This window comes from Brevibacillus fluminis (assembly GCF_052072235.1).
GTDB lineage: Bacteria > Bacillota > Bacilli > Brevibacillales > Brevibacillaceae > Brevibacillus_D > Brevibacillus_D fluminis_A.
The window spans coordinates 3,036,875-3,058,172 of record NZ_CM125436.1; the positions used below are offsets into that span (position 1 = coordinate 3,036,875).

General features: G+C 52.4%; 21 protein-coding genes and 2 riboswitches. Of the genes, 5 read left to right on the top strand and 16 right to left on the bottom strand.

Translation table 11 applies throughout. The features are described 5' to 3' along the window. Positions 1 to 125: 125 nt before the first annotated feature. From ACTID9_RS15080 to ACTID9_RS15105, 6 genes are all read right to left on the bottom strand, one after another. Complete coding sequence (locus ACTID9_RS15080; protein WP_441065177.1) at positions 126 to 578, bottom strand: VOC family protein; 453 nt, start codon at positions 576 to 578, stop codon at positions 126 to 128. A 211-nt stretch (positions 579 to 789) separates the two neighbouring features. Further along, a complete protein-coding gene (locus ACTID9_RS15085) occupies positions 790 to 1,587 on the bottom strand; it encodes a fumarylacetoacetate hydrolase family protein (protein WP_441065179.1) in 798 nt (265 codons plus the stop codon). A 540-nt stretch (positions 1,588 to 2,127) separates the two neighbouring features. Continuing rightward, on the bottom strand, positions 2,128 to 2,838 hold the full coding sequence (locus tag ACTID9_RS15090) for a B3/B4 domain-containing protein (protein WP_441065181.1): 711 nt from the start codon (positions 2,836 to 2,838) through the stop codon (positions 2,128 to 2,130). Positions 2,839 to 3,002: 164 nt separating this feature from the next. Continuing rightward, the gene (locus ACTID9_RS15095) at positions 3,003 to 3,635 is read right to left on the bottom strand and encodes an FMN-binding negative transcriptional regulator (protein WP_441072608.1); all 633 of its coding nucleotides are present in this window, start codon (positions 3,633 to 3,635) and stop codon (positions 3,003 to 3,005) included. Positions 3,636 to 3,937: 302 nt separating this feature from the next. Beyond that, positions 3,938 to 5,062, bottom strand: a complete 1,125-nt coding sequence (locus ACTID9_RS15100) for a response regulator (RefSeq protein WP_441065182.1) — start codon at positions 5,060 to 5,062, stop codon at positions 3,938 to 3,940. After that, positions 5,059 to 7,995: an ATP-binding protein gene (locus ACTID9_RS15105; protein ID WP_441065184.1), complete on the bottom strand. Its 2,937-nt coding sequence runs from the start codon at positions 7,993 to 7,995 to the stop codon at positions 5,059 to 5,061. The genes ACTID9_RS15100 and ACTID9_RS15105 overlap by 4 nt, the downstream gene beginning before the upstream one ends. A gap of 264 nt (positions 7,996 to 8,259) precedes the next feature. Between ACTID9_RS15105 and ACTID9_RS15110 the strand changes: the two genes are divergently transcribed. Beyond that, a complete protein-coding gene (locus tag ACTID9_RS15110; RefSeq protein WP_441065186.1) occupies positions 8,260 to 9,009 on the top strand; it encodes an SDR family NAD(P)-dependent oxidoreductase in 750 nt (249 codons plus the stop codon). 37 nt (positions 9,010 to 9,046) lie between these two features. Here ACTID9_RS15110 and ACTID9_RS15115 read toward each other — a convergent pair whose 3' ends face one another. The 6 genes from ACTID9_RS15115 to glyA all read right to left on the bottom strand — a co-directional run bounded on the left by ACTID9_RS15115 (position 9,047) and on the right by glyA (position 13,885). After that, a complete protein-coding gene (locus ACTID9_RS15115) occupies positions 9,047 to 10,018 on the bottom strand; it encodes a YpdA family putative bacillithiol disulfide reductase (protein WP_441065188.1) in 972 nt (323 codons plus the stop codon). Positions 10,019 to 10,175: 157 nt separating this feature from the next. Next, positions 10,176 to 10,688: an RNA polymerase sigma factor gene (locus tag ACTID9_RS15120; RefSeq protein WP_441065190.1), complete on the bottom strand. Its 513-nt coding sequence runs from the start codon at positions 10,686 to 10,688 to the stop codon at positions 10,176 to 10,178. A 118-nt stretch (positions 10,689 to 10,806) separates the two neighbouring features. After that, positions 10,807 to 11,193, bottom strand: coding sequence for a glycine cleavage system protein GcvH (gcvH, locus tag ACTID9_RS15125; RefSeq protein ID WP_441065191.1), 387 nt, complete (start codon positions 11,191 to 11,193; stop codon positions 10,807 to 10,809). A gap of 31 nt (positions 11,194 to 11,224) precedes the next feature. Continuing rightward, positions 11,225 to 12,106 (bottom strand): L-serine ammonia-lyase, iron-sulfur-dependent, subunit alpha, encoded by an 882-nt coding sequence (sdaAA, locus tag ACTID9_RS15130; RefSeq protein ID WP_441065193.1) that lies wholly within the window; start codon positions 12,104 to 12,106, stop codon positions 11,225 to 11,227. Beyond that, positions 12,088 to 12,621, bottom strand: a complete 534-nt coding sequence (locus ACTID9_RS15135; RefSeq protein ID WP_441065195.1) for a serine dehydratase beta chain — start codon at positions 12,619 to 12,621, stop codon at positions 12,088 to 12,090. Before ACTID9_RS15135 ends, sdaAA begins: the two co-directional genes overlap by 19 nt. A 13-nt stretch (positions 12,622 to 12,634) precedes the next feature. Beyond that, the gene (gene glyA, locus ACTID9_RS15140; RefSeq protein WP_441065196.1) at positions 12,635 to 13,885 is read right to left on the bottom strand and encodes a serine hydroxymethyltransferase; all 1,251 of its coding nucleotides are present in this window, start codon (positions 13,883 to 13,885) and stop codon (positions 12,635 to 12,637) included. Positions 13,886 to 13,966: 81 nt separating this feature from the next. After that, positions 13,967 to 14,071: riboswitch (glycine riboswitch) on the bottom strand. Between the two features lie 2 nt (positions 14,072 to 14,073). Continuing rightward, a riboswitch (glycine riboswitch) is annotated at positions 14,074 to 14,186 on the bottom strand. A 182-nt stretch (positions 14,187 to 14,368) separates the two neighbouring features. Between glyA and ACTID9_RS15145 the strand changes: the two genes are divergently transcribed. Continuing rightward, the gene (locus tag ACTID9_RS15145; RefSeq protein WP_441065198.1) at positions 14,369 to 14,929 is read left to right on the top strand and encodes a PadR family transcriptional regulator; all 561 of its coding nucleotides are present in this window, start codon (positions 14,369 to 14,371) and stop codon (positions 14,927 to 14,929) included. A gap of 26 nt (positions 14,930 to 14,955) precedes the next feature. On the opposite strand, the gene moaC is transcribed toward ACTID9_RS15145, so the two are convergent. Further along, on the bottom strand, positions 14,956 to 15,441 hold the full coding sequence (gene moaC / locus ACTID9_RS15150) for a cyclic pyranopterin monophosphate synthase MoaC (protein ID WP_441065200.1): 486 nt from the start codon (positions 15,439 to 15,441) through the stop codon (positions 14,956 to 14,958). Positions 15,442 to 15,545: 104 nt separating this feature from the next. Here moaC and ACTID9_RS15155 point away from each other — a divergent pair, with 104 nt between their 5' ends. Beyond that, entirely contained in the window at positions 15,546 to 16,244 is a 699-nt protein-coding gene (locus tag ACTID9_RS15155; protein WP_441065202.1) for a molybdenum cofactor biosynthesis protein, read from the top strand. A gap of 68 nt (positions 16,245 to 16,312) precedes the next feature. On the opposite strand, the gene moaA is transcribed toward ACTID9_RS15155, so the two are convergent. From moaA to ACTID9_RS15170, 3 genes are read right to left on the bottom strand one after another with little or no spacing between them, the layout of a single operon-like run. After that, a complete protein-coding gene (gene moaA / locus ACTID9_RS15160; protein ID WP_441065203.1) occupies positions 16,313 to 17,332 on the bottom strand; it encodes a GTP 3',8-cyclase MoaA in 1,020 nt (339 codons plus the stop codon). Positions 17,333 to 17,365: 33 nt separating this feature from the next. After that, positions 17,366 to 19,270 carry a molybdopterin biosynthesis protein gene (locus ACTID9_RS15165; RefSeq protein WP_441065205.1) on the bottom strand — a complete coding sequence of 635 codons (1,905 nt, stop codon included), beginning with the start codon at positions 19,268 to 19,270 and terminating at the stop codon, positions 17,366 to 17,368. Positions 19,271 to 19,309: 39 nt separating this feature from the next. Next, positions 19,310 to 20,542, bottom strand: a complete 1,233-nt coding sequence (locus ACTID9_RS15170; RefSeq protein WP_441065207.1) for a molybdopterin molybdotransferase MoeA — start codon at positions 20,540 to 20,542, stop codon at positions 19,310 to 19,312. 182 nt (positions 20,543 to 20,724) lie between these two features. Between ACTID9_RS15170 and ACTID9_RS15175 the strand changes: the two genes are divergently transcribed. Continuing rightward, complete coding sequence (locus ACTID9_RS15175; RefSeq protein WP_122919829.1) at positions 20,725 to 21,000, top strand: ubiquitin-like small modifier protein 1; 276 nt, start codon at positions 20,725 to 20,727, stop codon at positions 20,998 to 21,000. A gap of 1 nt (position 21,001) precedes the next feature. Then, positions 21,002 to 21,277: a hypothetical protein gene (locus tag ACTID9_RS15180; protein WP_441065209.1), complete on the top strand. Its 276-nt coding sequence runs from the start codon at positions 21,002 to 21,004 to the stop codon at positions 21,275 to 21,277. Positions 21,278 to 21,298 lie beyond the last annotated feature (21 nt).

The following is a 21,298-nucleotide window of genomic DNA, read 5'->3' on the forward strand; positions in this document are numbered from 1 at the left end:
CTCATTCTATCCTGTCATCACTGACAAAATCGGTCAGTGAAGTGGTAACGAAAAAATAGACATTGATTTTTTCTCGCTCATGGCTTCTCCCCGTTTCCTTTCTCTCTTCAGGAGAGCCGGCACGTTCAAGCCCGATTGTGCATGGCTTCCCACTCCGCATATTTCACCACACCGAGCTCCGGCCTGGGCTCATCCGGCAGCATGCTGATGAATTCCAGCGAGTTCCCGTCCAAGTCCCGGAAAAAAATCGCCACCGCCGGCATCCATGCCGCCACTTCCAGGTCTTCTGTGCCGTCTTTGGAAAAGCTTCTGAGAGCAAGCCCTTTTTCTTTCAAAAAAGCGACGGCGTTCTTCATGTCCTCCCGTTCCACTTCAAACGCGAAATGGCGACTCACCCATTGGTCTTTCGGCACTTCCCATACGCCGAGCATGGCTTGCCCCGGCTTGCCGATCCAAAAGAAATCCACCCTGCGCTCCTGCACCCTGTGCGCGAACGGCAAACCGATCCGTTCGTAAAAAAGGCGTGACGCCTCCAAATCCGTGACCAAAACATGCGTTTCAAACAACCCTTTTATCATGGCTATCACCTCTCTTTTACTGTAGATGATTTCCACGATGCGCGCGATTGACCATTGGTCGTAGGCCCGTCTTAAGACCTGCTGAATCACGAAAAACGCGGGAATTGAATCGGATTATAAAAGAGCAACAGCGGCAGTTTCGGACGTTATTTCTTGTCCTCGATTGCCGCTGTTGCCCTTTTGTTGCGCTGCGCAACTCAATTTCGATCCACTATTTTACATAATTGCGTAGTTTACCGATCTTCTCTACTTCCACGGTTACTACATCTCCTGCCTTCATCGGACAACTCCCGGACGGGGAACCAGTAGCCAAAACATCACCTGGCTCCAGTGTCATCACCTGCGAAATCCAGCTAATCAGAAACGGAATGGAAAGTGACATCTGATTCGTATTCCCGTCTTGCACAACTTTACCGTTTAACGTTGTAACGATTCGTAAATTCGATGGATCGAGACCGGTCACAATCCACGGACCCAGCGGCCCAAACGTATCAAAACCTTTCCCGCGCGTGAACTGGGGATCGGTTTTTGTAAGATCGCGAGCCGTCACATCGTTAAAGATCGTACAACCAAAAACGTAATCCAATGCGTCTTCTTCTTTTATGTTTTTCCCCCGTTTCCCAATGACGAGTGCGACTTCCCCCTCCAATTCCACCTGCTGGGTCAGTTCGCTTGAAGGAAGAATGATGTCCCCTCCATCCGGAATCAAGGAAGACGTTGGTTTCAAGAACAAAAACGGCTCTTTGAGATTGGCTTGTCCCCCCGTCTCTTTTGCATGTGCCGCGTATGTCCAGCCGAAGTTAACCACTTTTGAAGGGACAACAGGCTCTAAAATTTTCACATCACGATAGCGAATGCGTACACCATCATAGTTCAGTTCGTTTTTCACAATTTCCGTAAATTCACTGGACAATTGTAAAATTTCGTCACCCTCAACCATTCCATAGTATATGTTACCGTCATCATTCTGATAGCGAACGATTGTTTGCGTTTTTTGTATTACTTGCATTCCTATACCCTCCATCTAAAGATTAACGAACGCATTTCCTCCCACAACGTGAAAGGAGACATGCGTTCTATCGATTCTGCCAAGCTGCTCTATGGGTACCACCTATTTTAACTATATTAAATTATTTTTAAAAGAGGGGGAAGTCCCTTTTGCCCCCCCGATCGATGGAGTGGAGCTTAAACACACTCCATTTCGTTGCCTAGAAAAGCCCTAATAAGCAACGATTCCAGTGTTTAAACTGCTACTATACGAGGTAGAAATTCAAAAAGCAGCCCCAAGTTCTCTTACTCACAGTGATCGTCACTTGGGGCTGCAATATGGAAACACGCTGAGGCAAGACGCCTTAATCAGCATCGGCTTGAATTTGCAAGCTGATCGTTGACTGTATTTCAAAATATTTGCCGTCTTGGTCTGATTGAGGCACTCGGCGACGACATGAAAGGTTTTCAGATGGCGCAAATCCATGCATGCCCCCTTGCCTTCCTCTAGTCTTTCAACGAACGGGCAGCTATCTGCTTCATTTTTTAACGCAATTTGGCCTTACCCAACGATCGTCATTTCCCTATTATTCCGATCTAACACTTCAATCTTCACAGTGCCACCAAGATGGTGTGACACCAAATCGGCCAATTCTTTCAGCGCCATATGAAACTCATCGCTTCTCGTTTCATCGATTGATTCCATACAGAGGAATGCGTTTTTCGTATTTTCTGTCAGCATCGTCCGCTGCGCTTCCCGCCAGTTCCAGCATCTGCAGATGGCACCGTCATCATCTTTATAAACAATTTCACCTTCATAGGGCGGAGCATTTTCCTGATCGCCCAATGGGAGAAACGGTTCGTTCCCAATTGCCTTCGTGAGCCGAATATCGCCTGCAAACGTATCGATATCTTCTCCACCACACGGAAGCCCATAACGCAATGAAATGGAATTATAGATGTCGACAAGCGGGTTGATTGTTCCGAGATGATTGCCATTTTTCACTCTTTTTAATAAAGCTTCAATGGAGCATCGTGCCCCTTTCTTTGTCTTGAATTTTTGAAACGCTTCTCGCCAGACGGAAATGACCGGATTGCTGCTGAATTCGTCTTGACTGAGGAATTTATGCGCTTCTTTCTCCGCCTCCTGCAGCAGCTTCTCATAGATTTCTACGTCCCTGATTGAATTATCAATCCCCTGGCAAACAACGGTACCGATTTTGGCCTGAGGGAATACGGACCAAAACTCATCTTCGATGATAAATCTAGGCATAAACGACCTCTCCATTTCGTTTTATTGACTTGGTAGAATCTCAATTGGACTCGAAAAGAAGGAGAATTCCCCTATTGGCGGGCTTCTCCTTGACTGGTGAGGCAAGCTTGTACTTTTTTATCGGTCTTCTCGATCCTATTTTTGACACGCAATCATTCGGTCATTCATTTGAATAACCCTTTTCGTTGCTCTCGCATCCACTGAGCAACCTGGTTTTCCCCTTGCTCATTCGATTTTTCAAGCTTTGCAACGATTGATTTGTAATCGGTGTCACTATGCGTCTGGCTCATTTTGGCTGCACCTTGAATCGAGGTGATTTCAATTTCAAAACCAACGATTCCTTTCATTTCACTCGCAAGCAACGCCGGATCAAACGTATCCCAGAGTCGGCCATTTTCACGATGAGACTCATAGTGAACAAGCATGGTTTCCAACGCTGATTTCAATTCGTCTCCGCTGATTACGCGTGCGGTTCCATACGCATGTACAGCGAGATAATCCCATGTAGGAACTTCTTCAATTTCATACCAGCTTGACGAAATGTAAGCGTGCGGTCCTTGAAAAACAAGCAGCACATCACGATTATTTTCCAGCGTTTTCTTCTGCATGTTTCCGTATGCAATGTGTCCCGTGGCATAGATTTTCCCTTCGTCTTCGCGAATTTCCAACGGAATGTGCGTAGCCAACGGGCGTTGTTCATCAACCGTAATCATTAAAGCAAACGGGTGCGATTTCATAAGTTGAACTGCCTCATCATGATCCATGCGATAATACTTGGGAACGTACACAATCATCATCCTCTCAGCTTGTATGAATATCCGGTCATAAAAATAATAGGATACAAGCTGACATATAAAAAGGTACAATTTCCATAAAATCAACATGTCAGATTTGATTGCTCATTCACACACTTCTGTGTCCTTGCGCCGTTAACGGCGATCCGGGCAGATCGTGCACCAACTGCTCAGCAACAATCCATGAGCAGCAACACTCGCGCACGATTAACAGCCATAGAAAAAGCCTGCCGATCTTCGCGCTTGCGCAGAAAATCGGGCAGGCTATTCGTTTTTCCTCCGACAAATCCCGATAAAACCGCAAGCTACGCCTGCAAAGATTCGATCAACTGCTCCAACTCCACGTCTGGCTTAATGCCCAACTCCCGTCCCAGCCTGTCTTTGTAGGCGGCGTAATGTTTCATGGCGGCAACGCGTTTCTGCGTTTGCACATACACCTGGAGCATCGCCCGATTCAATTCCGGATGCAGCGGGTCCAGAAGCAGCCCCATATTCAACAGTTCCACCGCTTTGTGCGGCCTGCCCTGCTCCATGTCATAGGCGGCAGCCAGCATGACGAGTTGCGGGAATGCAGCCTCCAGCTGGCTCGCCTTTTCCCCCGCCCAATCGTAATAATTCAAGGCAAGGTACCCTTCTCTGTATTGACAGATTAATTCGACGATCTCTTGATAACAGGTCTCTTCCATCTCCTCCTCCATTTGACCCATCCGAGAGACGAGCCGCTCAAATTTTTGCGCATCCGAGCTGATTCGCTTCATGTCGAGCCGGAACATTCCCGAATGGCTGATCAACAACTCCGGATAGCCCAATTGAGCCAGCGTTTTCCTCATATTGTACAGGCATGTGTTGAAATTTCCGAACGCCCGTTTCTCCTCCATATGGCCCCACAAGACATCCACGATCGTTTCTTTCGGCACGGCTTGTCCGCTCTTGTCCACGAGAAATGCGAACAGCTCCTCCGTCTTGTTCGTTCTCCATTTGACAGGAACGCCATTCTCGTCTTCCACCATGAATTTTCCGAAGCAGCTCACCTTGAGTATTGAATGACGTGCAGGCAGTTTGATGCTGATTTGTCTATGTGCGACACGCTCCAGCGTCTTCTGCAAGCGTTCTCTGGTCACCGGCTTCAACAAATAATCCAGCGCTTGAAGTTCGAACGCTTCCACCGCAAATTCATTGTAAGCTGTAATAAAAACAACATCGACCTGGCAGTTCAAATCTATGAAACGATGGGCCAGTTCCAGCCCATCAATCCCCGGCATCTCAATGTCCAAAAAGGCCACGTCAACGTCCAATTGCTCGATCATACCAAGCGCTTCCAGCGGATTCGTGAACTCCTTTACGATCTCAACCTTTCCGCTTGCGAGCAGCAAGTCGGCAATATTGCCAATCGCCGGGATCTCGTCATCGACAATGATGGCGCGTATCATAGAAGTCCCCCTCCGTCCGCCGGTATTGTAAAGAACGCATCCGTCCCTTGCCCTTCTTCGCTGGATAAGCGTATGCCGCTCCCGTACAGTTTTTCCAAACGAGTATTGATATTGCGCAATCCTACCCGCCTCGCTTTCTTTTCTGAAAAAAGTCCTGCCACTTGATCCGCCGACATTCCGGCACCATTATCGCGAACGCGAAATTCCAAATCAGACCCGCTTTGCTTCACGGTAATTTCAACGATGCCACCCTCCAGTTTCTTCATGATTCCGTGCTGGACCGCATTCTCCACAATAGGCTGAAGCACGAAAGGCGGAATCTGCCTGTTCATCACTTGCTCATCCACTTCAATCAAAACTTGCAAGCGGCTGCCGAACCGCGCCTTTTCTATGTCCAAATAAGCAGCTATGAAATCCATTTCTTTCCTGACTGTCGTAAATCCGTCTGCATTTTTAAAATCAAAGCTCCTTCGTAAATATCCTGAAAACCGATTCAGAAGCTCCTTGGCTTTCTCTCCGTCCCGCACGCAGAAATACGAAATGGTATTTAGCGTATTGAACAAAAAATGCGGTTTGATCTGTGCCTGCAAAAAGGCCATCTCATTTCGTAACGCCTTCTGGGCGGACTGTTTCATCCGAAGCAACGTTCCCACTCTGGCGCGAAGCTCCTTGGCGACAAATGGCTTGACCACAAAGTCATTGGCCCCGGCTTCAAATCCCGCCGCAAGATCCTCCGGCGAATTCCGCACCGTCAGCATTAAGAGGGGAAGATCATATAACGAATAGTCCTCCCGTATGATCCTGCACGCTTCATACCCGGACATCTTGGGCATCATCACATCCATCAGCACAAGGTCAAAATCATGCCGCCCCTTGAGTATTTCAATAGCCGCAAGTCCGCTCGATGCAGTATAAACGTCATAGCCGTCGCCTGCCAACACCGATTGCAGCACTCTCAAGTTGGTTGGCTCGTCGTCGACTGCGAGCACCTTGAAGCCCACCATCGGTTGATTTGTCTCTTTCGGCGATAGTGAGACTTCTTCCAATCCTACCTCGACTGTTTGTCCTGCACCCACCTGGCTTTCCTCAACACATTTGGGAAGCGTGAACGAGAAACAGCTCCCTTTGCCGGGCTCCGACCATTCCAGACGAAGCTTCCCATTCATACGCGCGAGCAGTTGACGCGAAATATACAAACCCAAACCGCTCCCGCCATACTCCCTGGATATTTCCGCGCCGCCTTGAGAAAAAGCCCTGAACAGGGTCCCCTGCCTTTCCTTGGGGATGCCTATGCCGGTATCCTCGACCTGTATGGTAACGGCATGTTCATCTTCGCTTGCGGTTACCACGATCGCGCCTCTTTCGGTAAATTTGACAGCATTCCCGAGCAAATTGAACAGGACCTGTGTCAATCGATTTTCATCGGCAAACACAGGGCAAAGACCTTGCGGGATGCGGAGGACCATTTCAACATTCCTGCCAGGATTCAAATGCTTGATGACATCCAAAACAACGGAAGATACCGCCCTCACATCAACAGGCTCGCAAGTCAGGTGGAATTCGTTTCGTTTCATTTTTTCCATATCAATAATGTCCTTGATCAACGAAGACAGCCTGCGGGCGACCGCCAGCACGACCTTTAATTCCTCCTGCTGCTCGCGGTTTACGATGCCGAATCTGCCTTCGACCAACGATTCCGATATATTGATAATCCCGTTCAGCGGGGTTTGCAACTCATGGGACGTATTCACCAGAAACTCGTCCTTCATCTTGTTCGCTTCAATCAATTCAGCCTCAGCTTTTTTCCTGTTTCTTCTGTTAATGAGAAGAGCGACAATAAGCAAGGTTTGAAACGCCATGAATGCAATTCCGCCAATCATATACCCGCCATACTTTTCCCAGACCGTCGTTTCTTTATCTACAATTTTGCTGCCGACCGGCAGCTTCCCTTCAGCGATTCCCCAATGCTGCAATTGACGCCAGTCAAAGGCATAGATGTTGGATTCGGCATTGAGTACCCGTTTCATCCCATTGGACGCCCCCGATCCGTCCAACAGCCCGGAAATGACGTTCGCAGCAGCCTGCCCGGAGATTGTGAAATCCCGCAAATACCCCCCGATGATTCCGCTGCCCAGCAACTGTACGGCAGTTCCATATACCGGGACTTTCGCCTTTTGAACAATCTCCCGAATGACATCCGCCGGAATAAACACACTGCCTGTCACATCGGTAAACCAGTGAAAATACAATATCGCCGTATCATCCCCGGCATTGCCTACTGCATCAAGCATCTGCGCATAGGTTAATTTGTTCGTATAGACGAACTCAACTTTCCCGACATAATGATGTTCCAACCCCTTTATCCGGGAGACAATTTGACGTTCATCTGCAGAGTCGCCGATCACCATCAGAATCTTCCGGGTCTGCGGCCTCGTCTGTAAAATCAATTCAATATGTTTGGCGGGTTCTGATAATTGGCGGATAAAGAAATATTTCGGCAAAATCGATCCCGGGAGAGGGCCCTCATTCCAGCTCATGATGACTGGTACGTCAGGAAATATTTCTTGTCCGTATTTTTTTAGCAGGGCAAACATATTGAACTCGGTTACAATGAAATCAGGCTGATGGTTTTTATATTTCGTTCGCAAATAAGAAGCGGTACTTTCGATGAATCCCGCATCATTCGAATGGCGCGCATAATCAAGGTACTCATAGGAATAACTGATCGAAACGTTCGGCGTCTTTTGCAAAATGGTTTTTACACCTTCTTCAAATTGACCATGCGCCGGATAATCCGGTGTAAAGGGCATGAGAAACAGGACATGCTTCTCGATCGGGCTTTTTGCGAAAGCAGCTGAAAAGGGAACAATCACCGTTACAAGCAAAAGGATAAGGATCAGATTTGTGATTCTGCTGCATCTCTTTTTCAACATTATCTACTCCAGAAGGATATTGGGGGTAAAGATCAAAAGTACATACATCCACGTCTTATCGTAGATCTCCGTCCCGACAGCTCGGAATAAGGCGCATCCGGCTGGGGATCTTTTCTACCGCTTTCACCCAATCGAACATTCATCGAGGTATAATAAGACTGTTACACAATCCCTTTCGCCATCATGGTTCGCTTTCATCAAACCATGAACGGCTCTCTGTATCTTTTAAACGGCCAGCAAGCACCCAATAAAGGAGAATCGCCTATGACTTTTCACCATTTGTCTGTGATCATAACCGGCGCCGGCAACGGGATCGGCCGCGAGCTTGCCATCGCGTATGGAAAAGCGGGCGCACGGGTCACGCTTGCCGACATCGATGCCCAAAGAGGCGAGTCTGCTGCCGCGCAGATTATCGCCGATGGAGGTGTCGCTCAATTTGTACGGGCCGACATGCGGTACCCGATGGACATTGCGGCATTGATCGAAAGCGCTGTGACCGCTTACGGTGCGATCGACATTTTGATCAACAACGCGGGAATCGGGCGCTGGAATTCGCCGTATGAGCTTTCGCTCGAGGATTGGGACGATGTGCTGCACACCAATCTGCGCGGCACCTTTCTGTGTGCGCGGGAAGCAGCCAAACGGATGCGCCAGGACGGGCGCGGCGGCTCGATCGTCAACCTCGCCTCGACACGGGCGTTCATGTCCGAGCCGAATTCCGAGGCGTACGCCGCTTCAAAAGGCGGTATCGTAGCGCTTACCCATGCGCTCGCCGTCTCGCTCGGACCCGATCACATCCGGGTGAACTGCATATCCCCTGGCTGGATCGAGACCGGCGATTACCATGCGCTGCGGGATGTGGATCATGCGCAGCACCCCGCAGGCCGAGTCGGTTCCCCCGCTGATATCGTGAAGGCGTGCTTCTATTTGACAGACCCTGCCAACCAATTCGTCACAGGAACGAACCTGAACGTCGATGGCGGAATGACCCGCAAAATGATGTATGAGCCATAATCCAATGGCTCTTTTTTTCACGCTTACGCCGTCGTTTCTACCCTTGCGCCACAATGTGCGCGGCGATGAGCTTCCCGTGATGGCGGCCGTTTTCGATAAAAATGGAATTGCCTCTGAAGCCGGCGGCAATGACCCCTGCGATATACAGGTTCGGCACCGCAGTCTCCATCGTTTCGGGATGAAATGCGGGCGAACCCGTCTCTTCGTCAAAGCTGACGCCGAGCTTTTGCAAGAGGGACCGGTCCGGATGAAAGCCGATCAAGGTGAAGACGAAATCATTGGGAAGCTCTACCACCTCATCGCCTGTTTGGACCAAAATCGAATGCTTGCGGATTTCTTTCACGGCAGACGAGTACATGACATTGATTTTGCCCTTCGCCGCTGCACTCAAAAACAGTGGCTTTGTCCATGCCTTGACATGGCTCGATACCTCGGCCCCCCGGTAGACGACGGTCACGTTCGCTCCTGCGCGCTCCAGATCAAGCGCAGCGTCTACGGCGGAATTGTTGCCGCCCACAATCGCGACATTCATCCCGCTATATGGATGCGCCTCCGTATAGCGGGACGATACTTTCGGCAGTTCTTCCCCTGGAATGCCCAATTGGTTCGGATGGTCGAAATAGCCTGTGGCGATGATGACGCGTTTTGAATCGTAGCTTTTTTCATCGCCAAACCGGTCTTGCGTCGTGAGCCGGAACCCTTCGGAGGTCGGCTCGACGTCTACGACCTTTTCATAGGTTTGGATGCGCAGCTGATAACGCTTGGCTGTGATCCGGTAATAGTTGAGCGCTTCCTGACGCGACGGCTTTTCCTGGATCGTCGTGAACGGAATTTCGCCGATCTCGAGCAGCTCCGGCGTACTGTGAAAAATCATGTATGTCGGATAGTTGCTGATCGATTGCACGACCGCCCCTTTTTCGATGATCAGCGCATCGATTCCCGCCTTTTTCAATTCGATGGCAGCAGACAAGCCGCAAGGGCCTGCGCCGATGATGATTACTTGTTCCATATGGCTTCTCTTCTGCTCCTTTTTTTGTAACAGTTTCTCTTGTTGCATTGTATCATTTCTGACGAGCAGCAAGGAAGCGAAAAACGCGCTGACTTGACGTTTGTAAAAAAACATCCTGCGGAACCCGTGTTCCACAAGATGCTTTTCCGTGCGATCCTTATCCGTTCGCAACCTTTTTGTACGTATTGTTAAACTGTTTGCGTGCCCGGCAAATCTTGGTCTTGACGCTGTTGCAGGAGCCTCCGGTCGCGTCAGCGATCTCCTGAAAGCTGTAGCCGTAATAATCGCGCGCCAAAATGACGTATCGGTACGATTCCGGCAGCTCGTTGAGCACTTCTTCAATCACATCGCCGAGCACGACTTTTGTCTCAAAAGACGCCTGGCTGCCCGCGGCTTCGTTGATCACTTGATCATCCCCGCACAGTGCCGGTTTGGCTTTGCGGTAAATGTCAATCAAACGGTTTTTTCCGCTGCGGAGCAAATATTGGCGGACATGCTTCATGTCGATCACCAGGTCCGGGCGCTTCATCAATGCGGTGAACACATCCTGAATGATGTCTTCCACCAGCTGTTTGTCAGGTGTCAATGTGGATAAATTGTAAGACAGATACGAATAATGTTGTCTATAAATGAATTCGATCAGTTCGACTCGCTCTTGGTTCGTCTCCATGTTCTCAACGATTCCTTTCTCTATATGCGGTACTCTTGGTTCCCATTATAGATAGCGGCCATGTGTCGAACCATCGAAGCAGCTTACACGAAGATTACAGTTCTGTAATGTTTCGTTCTTATTCTTCCGTAAACGCGGCATACTGCTCCGCGTTCATCAGCCCGTTCAGCTCGTCAGGATTGCTGAGCGCGACGACGACCATCCAGCCGCCTTGGAACGGATCGCTGTTGATCGTCTCCGGCTCATCCTCGAGCACCGGATTCACCTCCACAACCGTTCCTGTTACCGGTGAAAAAATATCCGAAACAGCCTTGACCGATTCCACCGAGCCCATGCTGTCATCCGCCGTTACCGCTGCGCCGACTTGCGGCAAATCGACAAACACGAGATCGCCAAGCTGGTGCTGGGCAAAATCCGTGATACCCACGCGCACGCGGCCTTCTCCGATCACCTCCACCCATTCATGCTCTTTGCTGTACAACAAATTCGCAACCACGTTTGCCATGTCCCGAAGTCTCTCCTCTGCTTCTGTTCATTTACGTTCCCGCGCCCATCACGCGCTTTTGAATCTGTTTGCCCGTCGGTGTCGCGGCTAGTCCGCCCAAGGCTGTTTCACGCAAAGCGCGCGGCATCGACTTGCCGATCTCATACATGGCCCCGACCACCTCATCGCACGGGATTCGGCTCTCGATACCAGCCAGGGCGATGTCCGCCGATGAGATGGCGATCGAGGTGCCGATGACATTCCGCTTGATGCAAGGCACTTCCACCAACCCGGCCACCGGATCGCACACCAGTCCCAACAGCGATTTCAGCGCGATGGCCGCTGCTTGGACGGCCTGTTCCGGCGTGCCTTTTTTCAATTCAACGATCGCTGCTGCCGCCATTGCTGTGGCGGAGCCGATTTCAGCCTGACAGCCACCCGCAGCCCCGGAAATGAAGGCGCGGTTGGCGATGACGTAGCCGATGGCGCTTGCGGTGAACAATCCTTTGACCAGCTCGTCATACGGAATGCTTGCATGTTCGTGCAAAGAAAACAGGACGCCGGGCAAAATGCCGGCAGAGCCTGCCGTCGGAGTCGCCACGATCACCCCCATGCGCGCATTTGTTTCCGAGGTGGCAAACGCAAAGCGCATGGAATCCGCGATGATCGCCCCTGACAAAAAGTCGCCTTTTTCCAGGTACGCTTTCATCCGGTACGCATCGCCGCCCGAGATGCCGCTTGGCGCGCTCGACGGGTCGGCAACCCCTTGATCGACGGCCCGCTTCATTTTGATCAGCCGTTCCGTCATCATCTCGATGATCGTTTCCCGCGACCGGCCCGATTTTTGCTGTTCGACATCGAGCATGATGTCCGCGATGCTTTTTTGCTCACGGTGGCAGCATGCGAGAAGCTCTGTCATTGTTGTGAAGTCCATGCCAATTCTCTCCCTGGTGTTTCTGGTTGCAGCGGTTCGGTCTGTCGGCGAATGCGTGCGAGATCATACGGTGCATTGAGCGGAATATCAACGGCATGACCGTTGATATACGCGATGGTGGATATGCCGCCGCCAAGCGATGCCCCGCCGATTGTGACCTGTCGATCGCCGACTTTCGCCGTAATCAGCACGGTATTGGGATGAAGGTAAAACGGGCATAGGTCCGCCAAGGTGAAGACGACCTCCACGCCTGCCTCGTCCGCCAGCTCGCGCGCGTGCCTGATTCGCACATCATCCGTTTCAAGCCCGAGCAGACCGCCGACTATCGCTTTATCCGTTCCGTGCCCGCGATACGTCTCGGCGAACGAATCATAAAAAACGATCTGCACGGATTCGGGCATGTGTCCAATGTAGTCGTACACGAATTTGCCGATCGATACCGCCCCTGCGGTATGCGAGCTGGACGGCCCGACCATGATCGGTCCGATGATATCAAAGCAGCTGTTGTAAAGCATAGGCCGCCGCCTCCTATCCGATCGTCTGACGCTGATACAGCGGATACGCCTGGCACAGCTCGCGGATTGTCCCGCGCACATTGTCCGTCGTCTGGGCATCCCCTTTTGCTTTCAACACCGCCGCAATGGCTTTGCCGATCGTTACCATATCCGCCTCATTCATGCCGCGCGTCGTGATTGCGGCCGTCCCAATGCGAACGCCACTCGTAACGAACGGACTCGCGGTATCGAACGGGATCGTGTTTTTGTTCACCGTCATGCCGGCATTCTCCAGCACATGCTCCGCTTCTTTTCCCGTCAAGCCCCACGGCCGCACATCCAGCAAGACCAGATGATTGTCGGTCCCACCGGAAACGAGCGTCGCTCCCTCCTGCAGCAAGGTGTCGGCGAGCGCCTTGGCATTTTTCACAACCTGGCTGGCATACGTACGAAAATCCGGGCCGAGCGCTTCCTTGAAGGCGACTGCCTTCGCAGCGATCACATGCATCAGCGGGCCGCCCTGGATACCCGGGAAGATGGCTTTGTTGAACCCTTTGGACAGCTCCTCATCATTCGTCAAAATAACGCCGCCGCGCGGCCCGCGCAACGTCTTGTGCGTCGTCGATGTCGTCACATCCGCATGCGGCACCGGCGATGGGTGGAGTCCTGCCGCCACCAGTCCGGCGATATGTGCCATGTCAACCATGAAGCGGGCGCCTGCCTTGTCGGCAATCTCCTTGAAACGGGCAAAATCGATGACGCGAGGATACGCGCTCGCACCCGCGATGATCAGCTTCGGACGCTCGCGCAAGGCGATGGCCTCCACCTCGTCATAATCGATCAGATGCGTATCTTCGCGCACGCCATAGGCGACGACGCCAAACCATTTGCCGGAAATGCTGACCGGACTGCCATGTGTCAAATGCCCGCCGTGGGACAGATTCATCCCCATGATCGTATCTCCTGGCTGCAGCAGCGAATAATAGACCGCCGTATTCGCTTGTGCGCCGGAATGCGGCTGCACGTTGGCAAAGCTCGCCCCGAACAATTTCGTCAAGCGATCGATAGCCAGCCGTTCGACGACATCCACATGCTCGCAGCCACCGTAGTAGCGCTTGCCCGGATACCCTTCCGCATATTTGTTGGTCAAAACGGAGCCCATCGCCGCCATTACGTCTTCACTGACAAAATTTTCGGACGCGATCAGCTCCAGCGTGTCCTGCTGGCGTCCTCTCTCCTCCTCCATTGCCTGAAAAATCTCCCAATCCGCTTCGCGCAGCCCCATGCCGCATCCCCCTTCAAAAGTCGGCACCTTTCCCGAAAACGAAAAAAAAGAACAGGGAAAGATAGACCGTAATCTACCTTTCCTCTGTCCTTTTTACCTGAGAGTTTAACTTCCGCCAGGCTGGTATGCAGAAACCTGTCGTGGCTGAAGTATTCCCCTTGGGTGGCGCGTAGCTCTCTCCAGAGGTGCGTCCGCTTGCGGTACTTTGTACCTGAGAGATTGCATCCCAAGGCTTTTATGGGTGCTTGCTCCTTCGGTGCCGGCCTCATCACGTCCATCCGGTCTCTCCCGCAATCATCATCCGCTCATATGCATTTATTGGAATCTTATCAAAAGTTGCAAATCGCGTCAACGATTCTTGCATGCGTTTTCATTTCGCATTTTATTCTGACAAAAGGAATCGTACCGCGTGTGGAGAATAGTAGGACAAACGTTTTTGCAATGGGCTTGGCATTTTCAACAAGATCGCTTGAGGTGAAAGAAATGAACACACTCTCATATGGGTTGCTTGGGCTCTTGGCTCGCAAATCGTGCAGCGGCTACGATCTGATGCTCCAGCTGCAGCCGTTTTGGCAGGCGAAGCACAGTCAAATCTATCCGCTGCTCGCCAATCTGGAGGGTGAAGGCTATCTGCAATACACGCGGGTGGAGCAGACAGAAAAGCCGGACAAAAAAATGTACACCATCACGCAAAAAGGGCGAGATGCCTTGCAGGCGTGGTTAGCCGTGCCTGCCTCCGCCCCGCTCACCCGTGATGAACTGTTTTTGAAAACATACTGTCTCTGGCTGACCGATGCCCAAGCAGCCATCGCCTTGTTTTCCCATCGAATCTCCGATTACGAGGGGAAATTGGCCAACTATCAAGCCATGCTGGCAGATTTGAAAGCGGAGCATGGGGACACCGTGGAAGATTTCCGCTCTCCGTTTTTCGGTGATTTCGTGTTGCTGCACCGTGCCGTGCGCAGCGCCAAAGATCAGCTGGAATGGTGCCAGTGGGTCATCGGTCTTTTGCACAACGCAAAAAGCGCAGGCCGCCCAACATAAGGTCTGCGCTTTTTTTCTTCGGTTGATTACTCCTGTGCACGCCGATCGAAATCGCCGTTTTTTCCGCCTGTTTTGCTCTGCAAATACGTCGGGCCGAGAATCATTCCTTTGTCCATCGCTTTGCACATGTCATACACCGTCAACCCGACTGCGCTGGCCGCCGTGAGCGCCTCCATTTCCACTCCGGTTTTGCCGGTCGTTTTCACTTCCGCTTCGATCAGCAAGGTATCCTCGCCCTCGTAGTCGAACGAAATGTTGATTTTGGTCAGCGGCAGCGGATGGCACATCGGGATGATGTCAGCGGTTTTTTTGGCGGCCATGATCCCTGCCACCTGTGCGACCGCCAGCACGTCCCCTTTGCTGATCGTCCCCTCGCGAATGCGCTGCATCGTTTCCGGTTTCATGTGGACACGGCTGTGCGCGACGGCAATCCGTGTGGTCACCTGCTTGTCAGATACGTCCACCATTTGCGCGCGGTTTTGTTCGTTGAAATGTGTCAATCGGTCTGTCATGTTCTCCTCCTGGTTGGTCGATCCAAAAACCTGCTCGCTCTCTATCAAGACGAGCCATCTTGTGATATTGTCATAGTATAGTTCATCCGCAAAGGAGAATGCAGATGCAAGTGAAAATCCTTTTATTCGCAGCGCTTGCCGAGCGGGCCGGCAAGCGTGAGCTGCTGATTGAAGCAGCTGAATCCGCCACCGTTCATGCGCTGCTCGAAACGATCGGTTGCGACTATCCGCAGTTGGCCGAGCTTTTGCCCAACTGCTTTGTTTCTGTAAACCAGGAGTATGCCAATCCGGATACAACCATCTCGCCAAACGATGAGGTTGCCATCCTTCCACCGGTCAGCGGCGGCGAAGATCCACGCTTCCAGATCACCGAGCAGCCGATTTCTGCGGACGCGCTGGTCAAGCTGGTCTCCAACCCTCGCGCCGGTGCCATCCTGACATTTGTCGGCACTGTGCGTGAATTCACCCATGGGCAGCGCACGGTCTCGCTCACGTATGAAGCCTATGTGCCGATGGCTGTGCAAAAGATGCAGCAGGTCGCAAGCGAAATCAAGGAGCGCTGGCCGCACGCGGAGGTCGCCATGCATCACCGCATCGGCAATCTGTCCATCGAAGACATCGCGGTTGTCATCGCCGTGGCGACACCTCACCGCGACGAGTCGTTTGAAGCGGGCCGCTATGCGATTGAGCGCCTCAAACAGATCGTCCCGATCTGGAAAAAAGAAATGTGGGAAGACGGAAGCGAGTGGAAGGGCCATCAGCAAGGCCCATGGAATCCGCTTTCTGCTTCCTATGAGCAGTAATTAGAAAACCTGGCTACGCCATGCTTTTTGGCGGGGCCAGGTTTTCTAACGTTCACTGGCAACCATTTCTAGCCGCCGATATGCGACATCTCCACCTTGGAACGCGGTGGCAAATCCGGCGTATTGCTCAAGCGGATCTCGGAATAGCGGTCATCCCGCTTCTGCCAAATATCCACGATCTGTTCCCGAATCTCCTCATCGCTCTTCCCTTCGCGCATCGGAGCGCGCAAATCTTCGCCGACGGAAGCAAACAGGCAATTGTACAGCTTCCCTTCCGCTGACAGCCTCGCTCGCGTACAGGTCGAGCAAAACGCCTGGGTAACCGACGAGATCAAGCCGATTTCCTGGGTGGACCCGACATAACGATAGCGGGAAGCCACCTCGCCAAAATAGTTGGGCTCGACAGGCTCAAGCGGCATATGGGCATGGATCAGCTCCACGATCTCCTGGCTCGGCACGACTTGATCGAGCTTCCAGCCATTGCTGTTCCCAACGTCCATGAATTCGATAAAGCGGAGCGTGTAGCCTTTTTCGCGGAAAAAGATCGCCATCGGCAGCACGTCCTGGTCGTTGACGCCCCGCTGAACAACCATATTGATTTTTACAGAAAGGCCAGCCGCGGCCGCGGCGTCGATTCCTTGGATAATCGTCTCTACCTCATACCCTCTCCCGTTCATCTTGCCGAAACGCTCACGGTCGAGACTGTCCAGGCTGACGGTCACGCGGTCAAGCCCCGCCGCTTTCAACGCATGGGCATGCTTGGCCAACAACGAGCCGTTTGTGGTCATGGCGATATCGCGTACCCCATCCACCTGGCGGATCATAGCAATCAACTCCGGCAAGTCTCTGCGCATGAGCGGCTCGCCACCGGTGATGCGAATTTTCTCCACCCCAAGCGAGGTAAAAATTCGCGTCAGCCGGGTGATCTCTTCAAACGACAGCAGTTTATTTTGCGGCAAAAACGGGTAATCGGGACCGAATATGTCTGCAGGCATGCAATATTGGCAGCGAAAATTGCATTTGTCTGTCACAGAAATGCGCAAATCGCGGAGAGGACGGTTTCGTGCGTCTGACACGTGGTTTTGCATGTTGTTCACTCTCCTTTCGAGAGGATGGATCAGTCACGATTGTAAAAGAATTGTACCTGAATCACGGCAGCTATAGCCACCCAAAGATTCCATCCGATGTGCAAACTCTGCCGAACGAATGATTTTCATCAGCGTCTCGCCTTCTGGGCTCTCAAAAAACGTACGGCTCAACAGAAGATCGTACCGCTCTTCTGCAACGGGGATGAAATCGAGCCCCATCGCCTGCGCAGCGGAAAAAATGCCAAGTCCGACATCCGCCGTCCCCCCGGCAACAGCGGCAGCTACGCTAAGGTGAGAGACTGCCTCGCGCGAGTATCCGTAAATGTCCTCCCTGCTGATCCCCTGCTCTTTCAGCAAATAATCGAACAAAAGGCGCGTCCCGGCCCCGCGCTGACGGTTCATGTACGTGATGTTCGCCCGGGTCAAATCGCTCACTGACTGAATCGACAGCGGGTTTCCTTTCGGCACGATCCAACCCTGCTGGCGATAAACCAGCTGCACCAAAACAACATCGCGCCCCTTTGCATATTTGGCGATGTATGTTTCATTATACGCGCCCGTTGCCTCATCGAAAAGATGGACACCCGCCATGTGTGCTTCCCCTTTTTGCACGGCCATTATTCCGCCCATGCTGCCTACGTGAGAAGAATTGAGAAAAAGCTGCGGGTTTTCCTGGCGAATCAGCGTATGGAGAATATCCATCGACAGATCATGGCTTCCCGTCGATACGATCGTATGGTTGATCTGCTCCAATGGCCGGTAAAGTTCTACTTCCGCCATCTCCCCTTGCTCATAGCCCAAATGGCCCGGTGGAATGCGCAAAAGTCCGTCGGCCCTAACCATCGACATCGTAACACCAGCGGCTCGCGTCAACGGATTGACGATGTATTGTCCATCAATGCATCCGATCGTCACCCGAACGAAATCTTCTGCACCCATGACAGACACGATGCGACGGCCGATTTTTGCCTGGATACGCTGGCGTTTTGGCTCCATCAGTCCATAATACTGATGAATCAGCGGTCGAGCAAACCATTCCAGATTAAGGTAGGCTGAAACCGGATAACCTGGCAAGCCGATCACCGGTTTTCCCTCGACGATCCCGACGACGACCGGTTTTCCCGGACGTGTCGCGACGCCGTGCGTTAACACCTCCCCAAGCTCTTCGATCACGTGTACGGTGTAATCTTCTCTGCCTGCCGAAGAGCCCGCGTTTAACAAAACGATGTCTGCTTCCTTCACAGCCGTCCGAACCGCCTCGCGGATCAGCGCGTAATCATCGGGAACGATCCCGCGATACAGCGGTTCTGCGCCCCACTCTTCCACATACGCGGCAAAAACCGTCCCGTTAAACTCGATGATCTCACCCTCGTTCACACACTCGGCCGGCGCGATCAGCTCCGTTCCGGTCGGAATGATCGCCACTCGCGGTTTTCGCAAAACAGGAACCGTCACATTGCCGCCAGCCAAAAGCGCGCCCAAATCGACGGGTCGCAGCTTATAGTGATCCGGCACAATCACCTCACCTACCACCACATCCTCACCAATCGGACGGATATGCTGCCAGGGGGCAACTGCATCCAAAATTTCCACCGTTTCCTCATCCAACTGGTGAATGTCTTCAATCATGATAACGGCGTCAAAGCCTGCGGGTATCGGGTCTCCGGTATCGACGACGACGTAGTCTTCCTTTTGTTTTAAGCGCAGCGGTTGAAGCTCGGACGCTCCGTACGTCTTCTCTGCTTTCACGGCAATGCCATCCATGGCGGACGCATGGTAGTTCGGCATCGAAACCTTTGCGTATACAGGCTGTGCCGTCACGCGCCCGAGCGCTTGCGGGGTCGAAACAATCTCGACTTGCGGCTCAAAGCGGAACCGCTCGCACAGCTGAAGCTGCGCTTCTTGGAGAGGTTTATCTTCCAGGTATATTTTGCGCATGATACTCCTCCTGCAATTCCATCATCGTTCGCACGCTTCCTAGTAAAACATATGTACCTTCACAATTTCGCCTTCCAAAATCCCTTCTTTGCTCGCGGGAATCTCCACCATGCCATCGCTGTCCACCAGCGTGGTGATCAATCCTGACTTGCCAAAAACCGGCACCGCCCAAAGTCCGTCCTCACGCTCCTCCAAACTCACCCGGACATAATCGGTGCGTCCTACAGCAGACGGGACGTTACGCGACAGTTTTGCTGGCAGCCGCTTGTCGGTGAATTCCGGCTTTCGTCCTTGCAGCCTCTCGATGATCGGGCCTGCAAAGAGATGAAAAATAATGAGAGCGGAGGCGGGGTGTCCGGGAAGCCCCATGACGGGCTTGCCATTCGCTTTTGCGAGGATGGTCGGCTTGCCTGGCTTGATCGAGACGCCATGTACCAAAATGCCGGGACTCCCCAGCGATTCCAGCACCTGTACGGAGTAATCCCTTGTTCCGACCGAGCTTCCACCCGAGAGAATGAGGAAATCAACCTTGTCATAAAGCTCTTTTGCCCGCCGTGCAAACGTCTCAAGCTCATCGGCTACGATTCCGCCGTACACCACTTCCGCCCCGGCTTGCATCGCAGCTGCCCCCACCGTCATGCTGTTGATGTCACGAATCTCGCCTGCAGCAAGCGTTTGCTTTTCGCAAGGAACGATCTCATCCCCGGTGGACAAAATGCCGACAATTGGCCGTGGATAAACCCAAACCGTCGTTTTGCCGATCGCCGCCAGCACGCCCAAGTCTTGCGGCCTCAGCTTGCAGCCCGCCGCCAACACGTTTTCGCCAATCCGGACATCATCACCCGCGCGGATGATGTTCTCGCCCGGTGCAATTTGCCGGTACACGTTGAGCAGATCGCCCAACTCCTCCACATGCTCGATCATGACGACCCCGTCTGCACCTTCCGGGACCATGCCGCCTGTCGGGATCGCCTGCGCCTGTCCTTCCCGCAGCGGCATGGTCGCCGCTCTCCCCATGTCAACTTTTCCCGTGATCGACAGGAAGGCGGGCAGCGATTCCGATGCGCCGTACGTATCCATCGCCCTGACGGCAAAACCATCTACCGTTGAGCGGGAAAAATGCGGCACCTGTTCGTCCGAGCAGATGTCAAAAGCGTTGACCATTCCCAACGCTTCGATGAGCGGCACTTCGATCGGTTGGCGGATCGGTTGATATTCAGTCGCGATCAGGTCGAGCGTCTCCATCACCGTTTTTACATTGAAGAACTTCATATGTGCCTCCATCCACGTGCGTCATGCACAGACAAATCATTTTCAACAGTCCCAAACCGGACTCTGGTTATTTTGCGAAAAAAACGTCTCGATTCAGAAAAATGTCACTACTTGAACATTTCGTTCTTTACAGCGCATGCATTTTCCAGCAGGATAAAAAGAAAAAGGAGAATTCCGCTGACATGAAAGTGAAAGTTTTTGCCAATTTCCGTGAAATTTGTGCTGCGAAAGCGGTCGAAGTCCCTCTTACGAACGGCAGGCGGGTCATCGATATTTTGGAAACGCTGATCGGGATGTTTCCCGCACTGGAGCAAGAGGTTTTCACACCGGAACGAACCCTGCAGCCGTTTGTTCACGTCTTTTTGAACGGCCGCAATGTGATCCATGCGGAAGGCTTGGAGACAATCGTCGATGAGGCTGATCAATTCGCCTTGTTCCCGCCGGTTGCGGGAGGATAGGATGATTGAGCAAACTCTCGAGCTGCGCGGAATCCCCTTGCCGCATCTGATTACCTACCTGATGGAATGCGGTGGCCAAAAGCCTGGCGATGAAACGCTTCCCGCAACGGTCGAAGGGGAGGGCTGGTTGGCTGTCGTCCTGCGCGAGGAAACCGTCACCATCACCAAGCGGTTCCACGTCAATGCTGTGTTTATTTCATTTCAGGCCGATGACGAAGCGATCCTGGCGAACCTGCTCGCCCGTTTTAAGGTGAAAGTCACTCGTGTGGGAGGGTAGTAGAAAAAAAGGTGGAAGCTG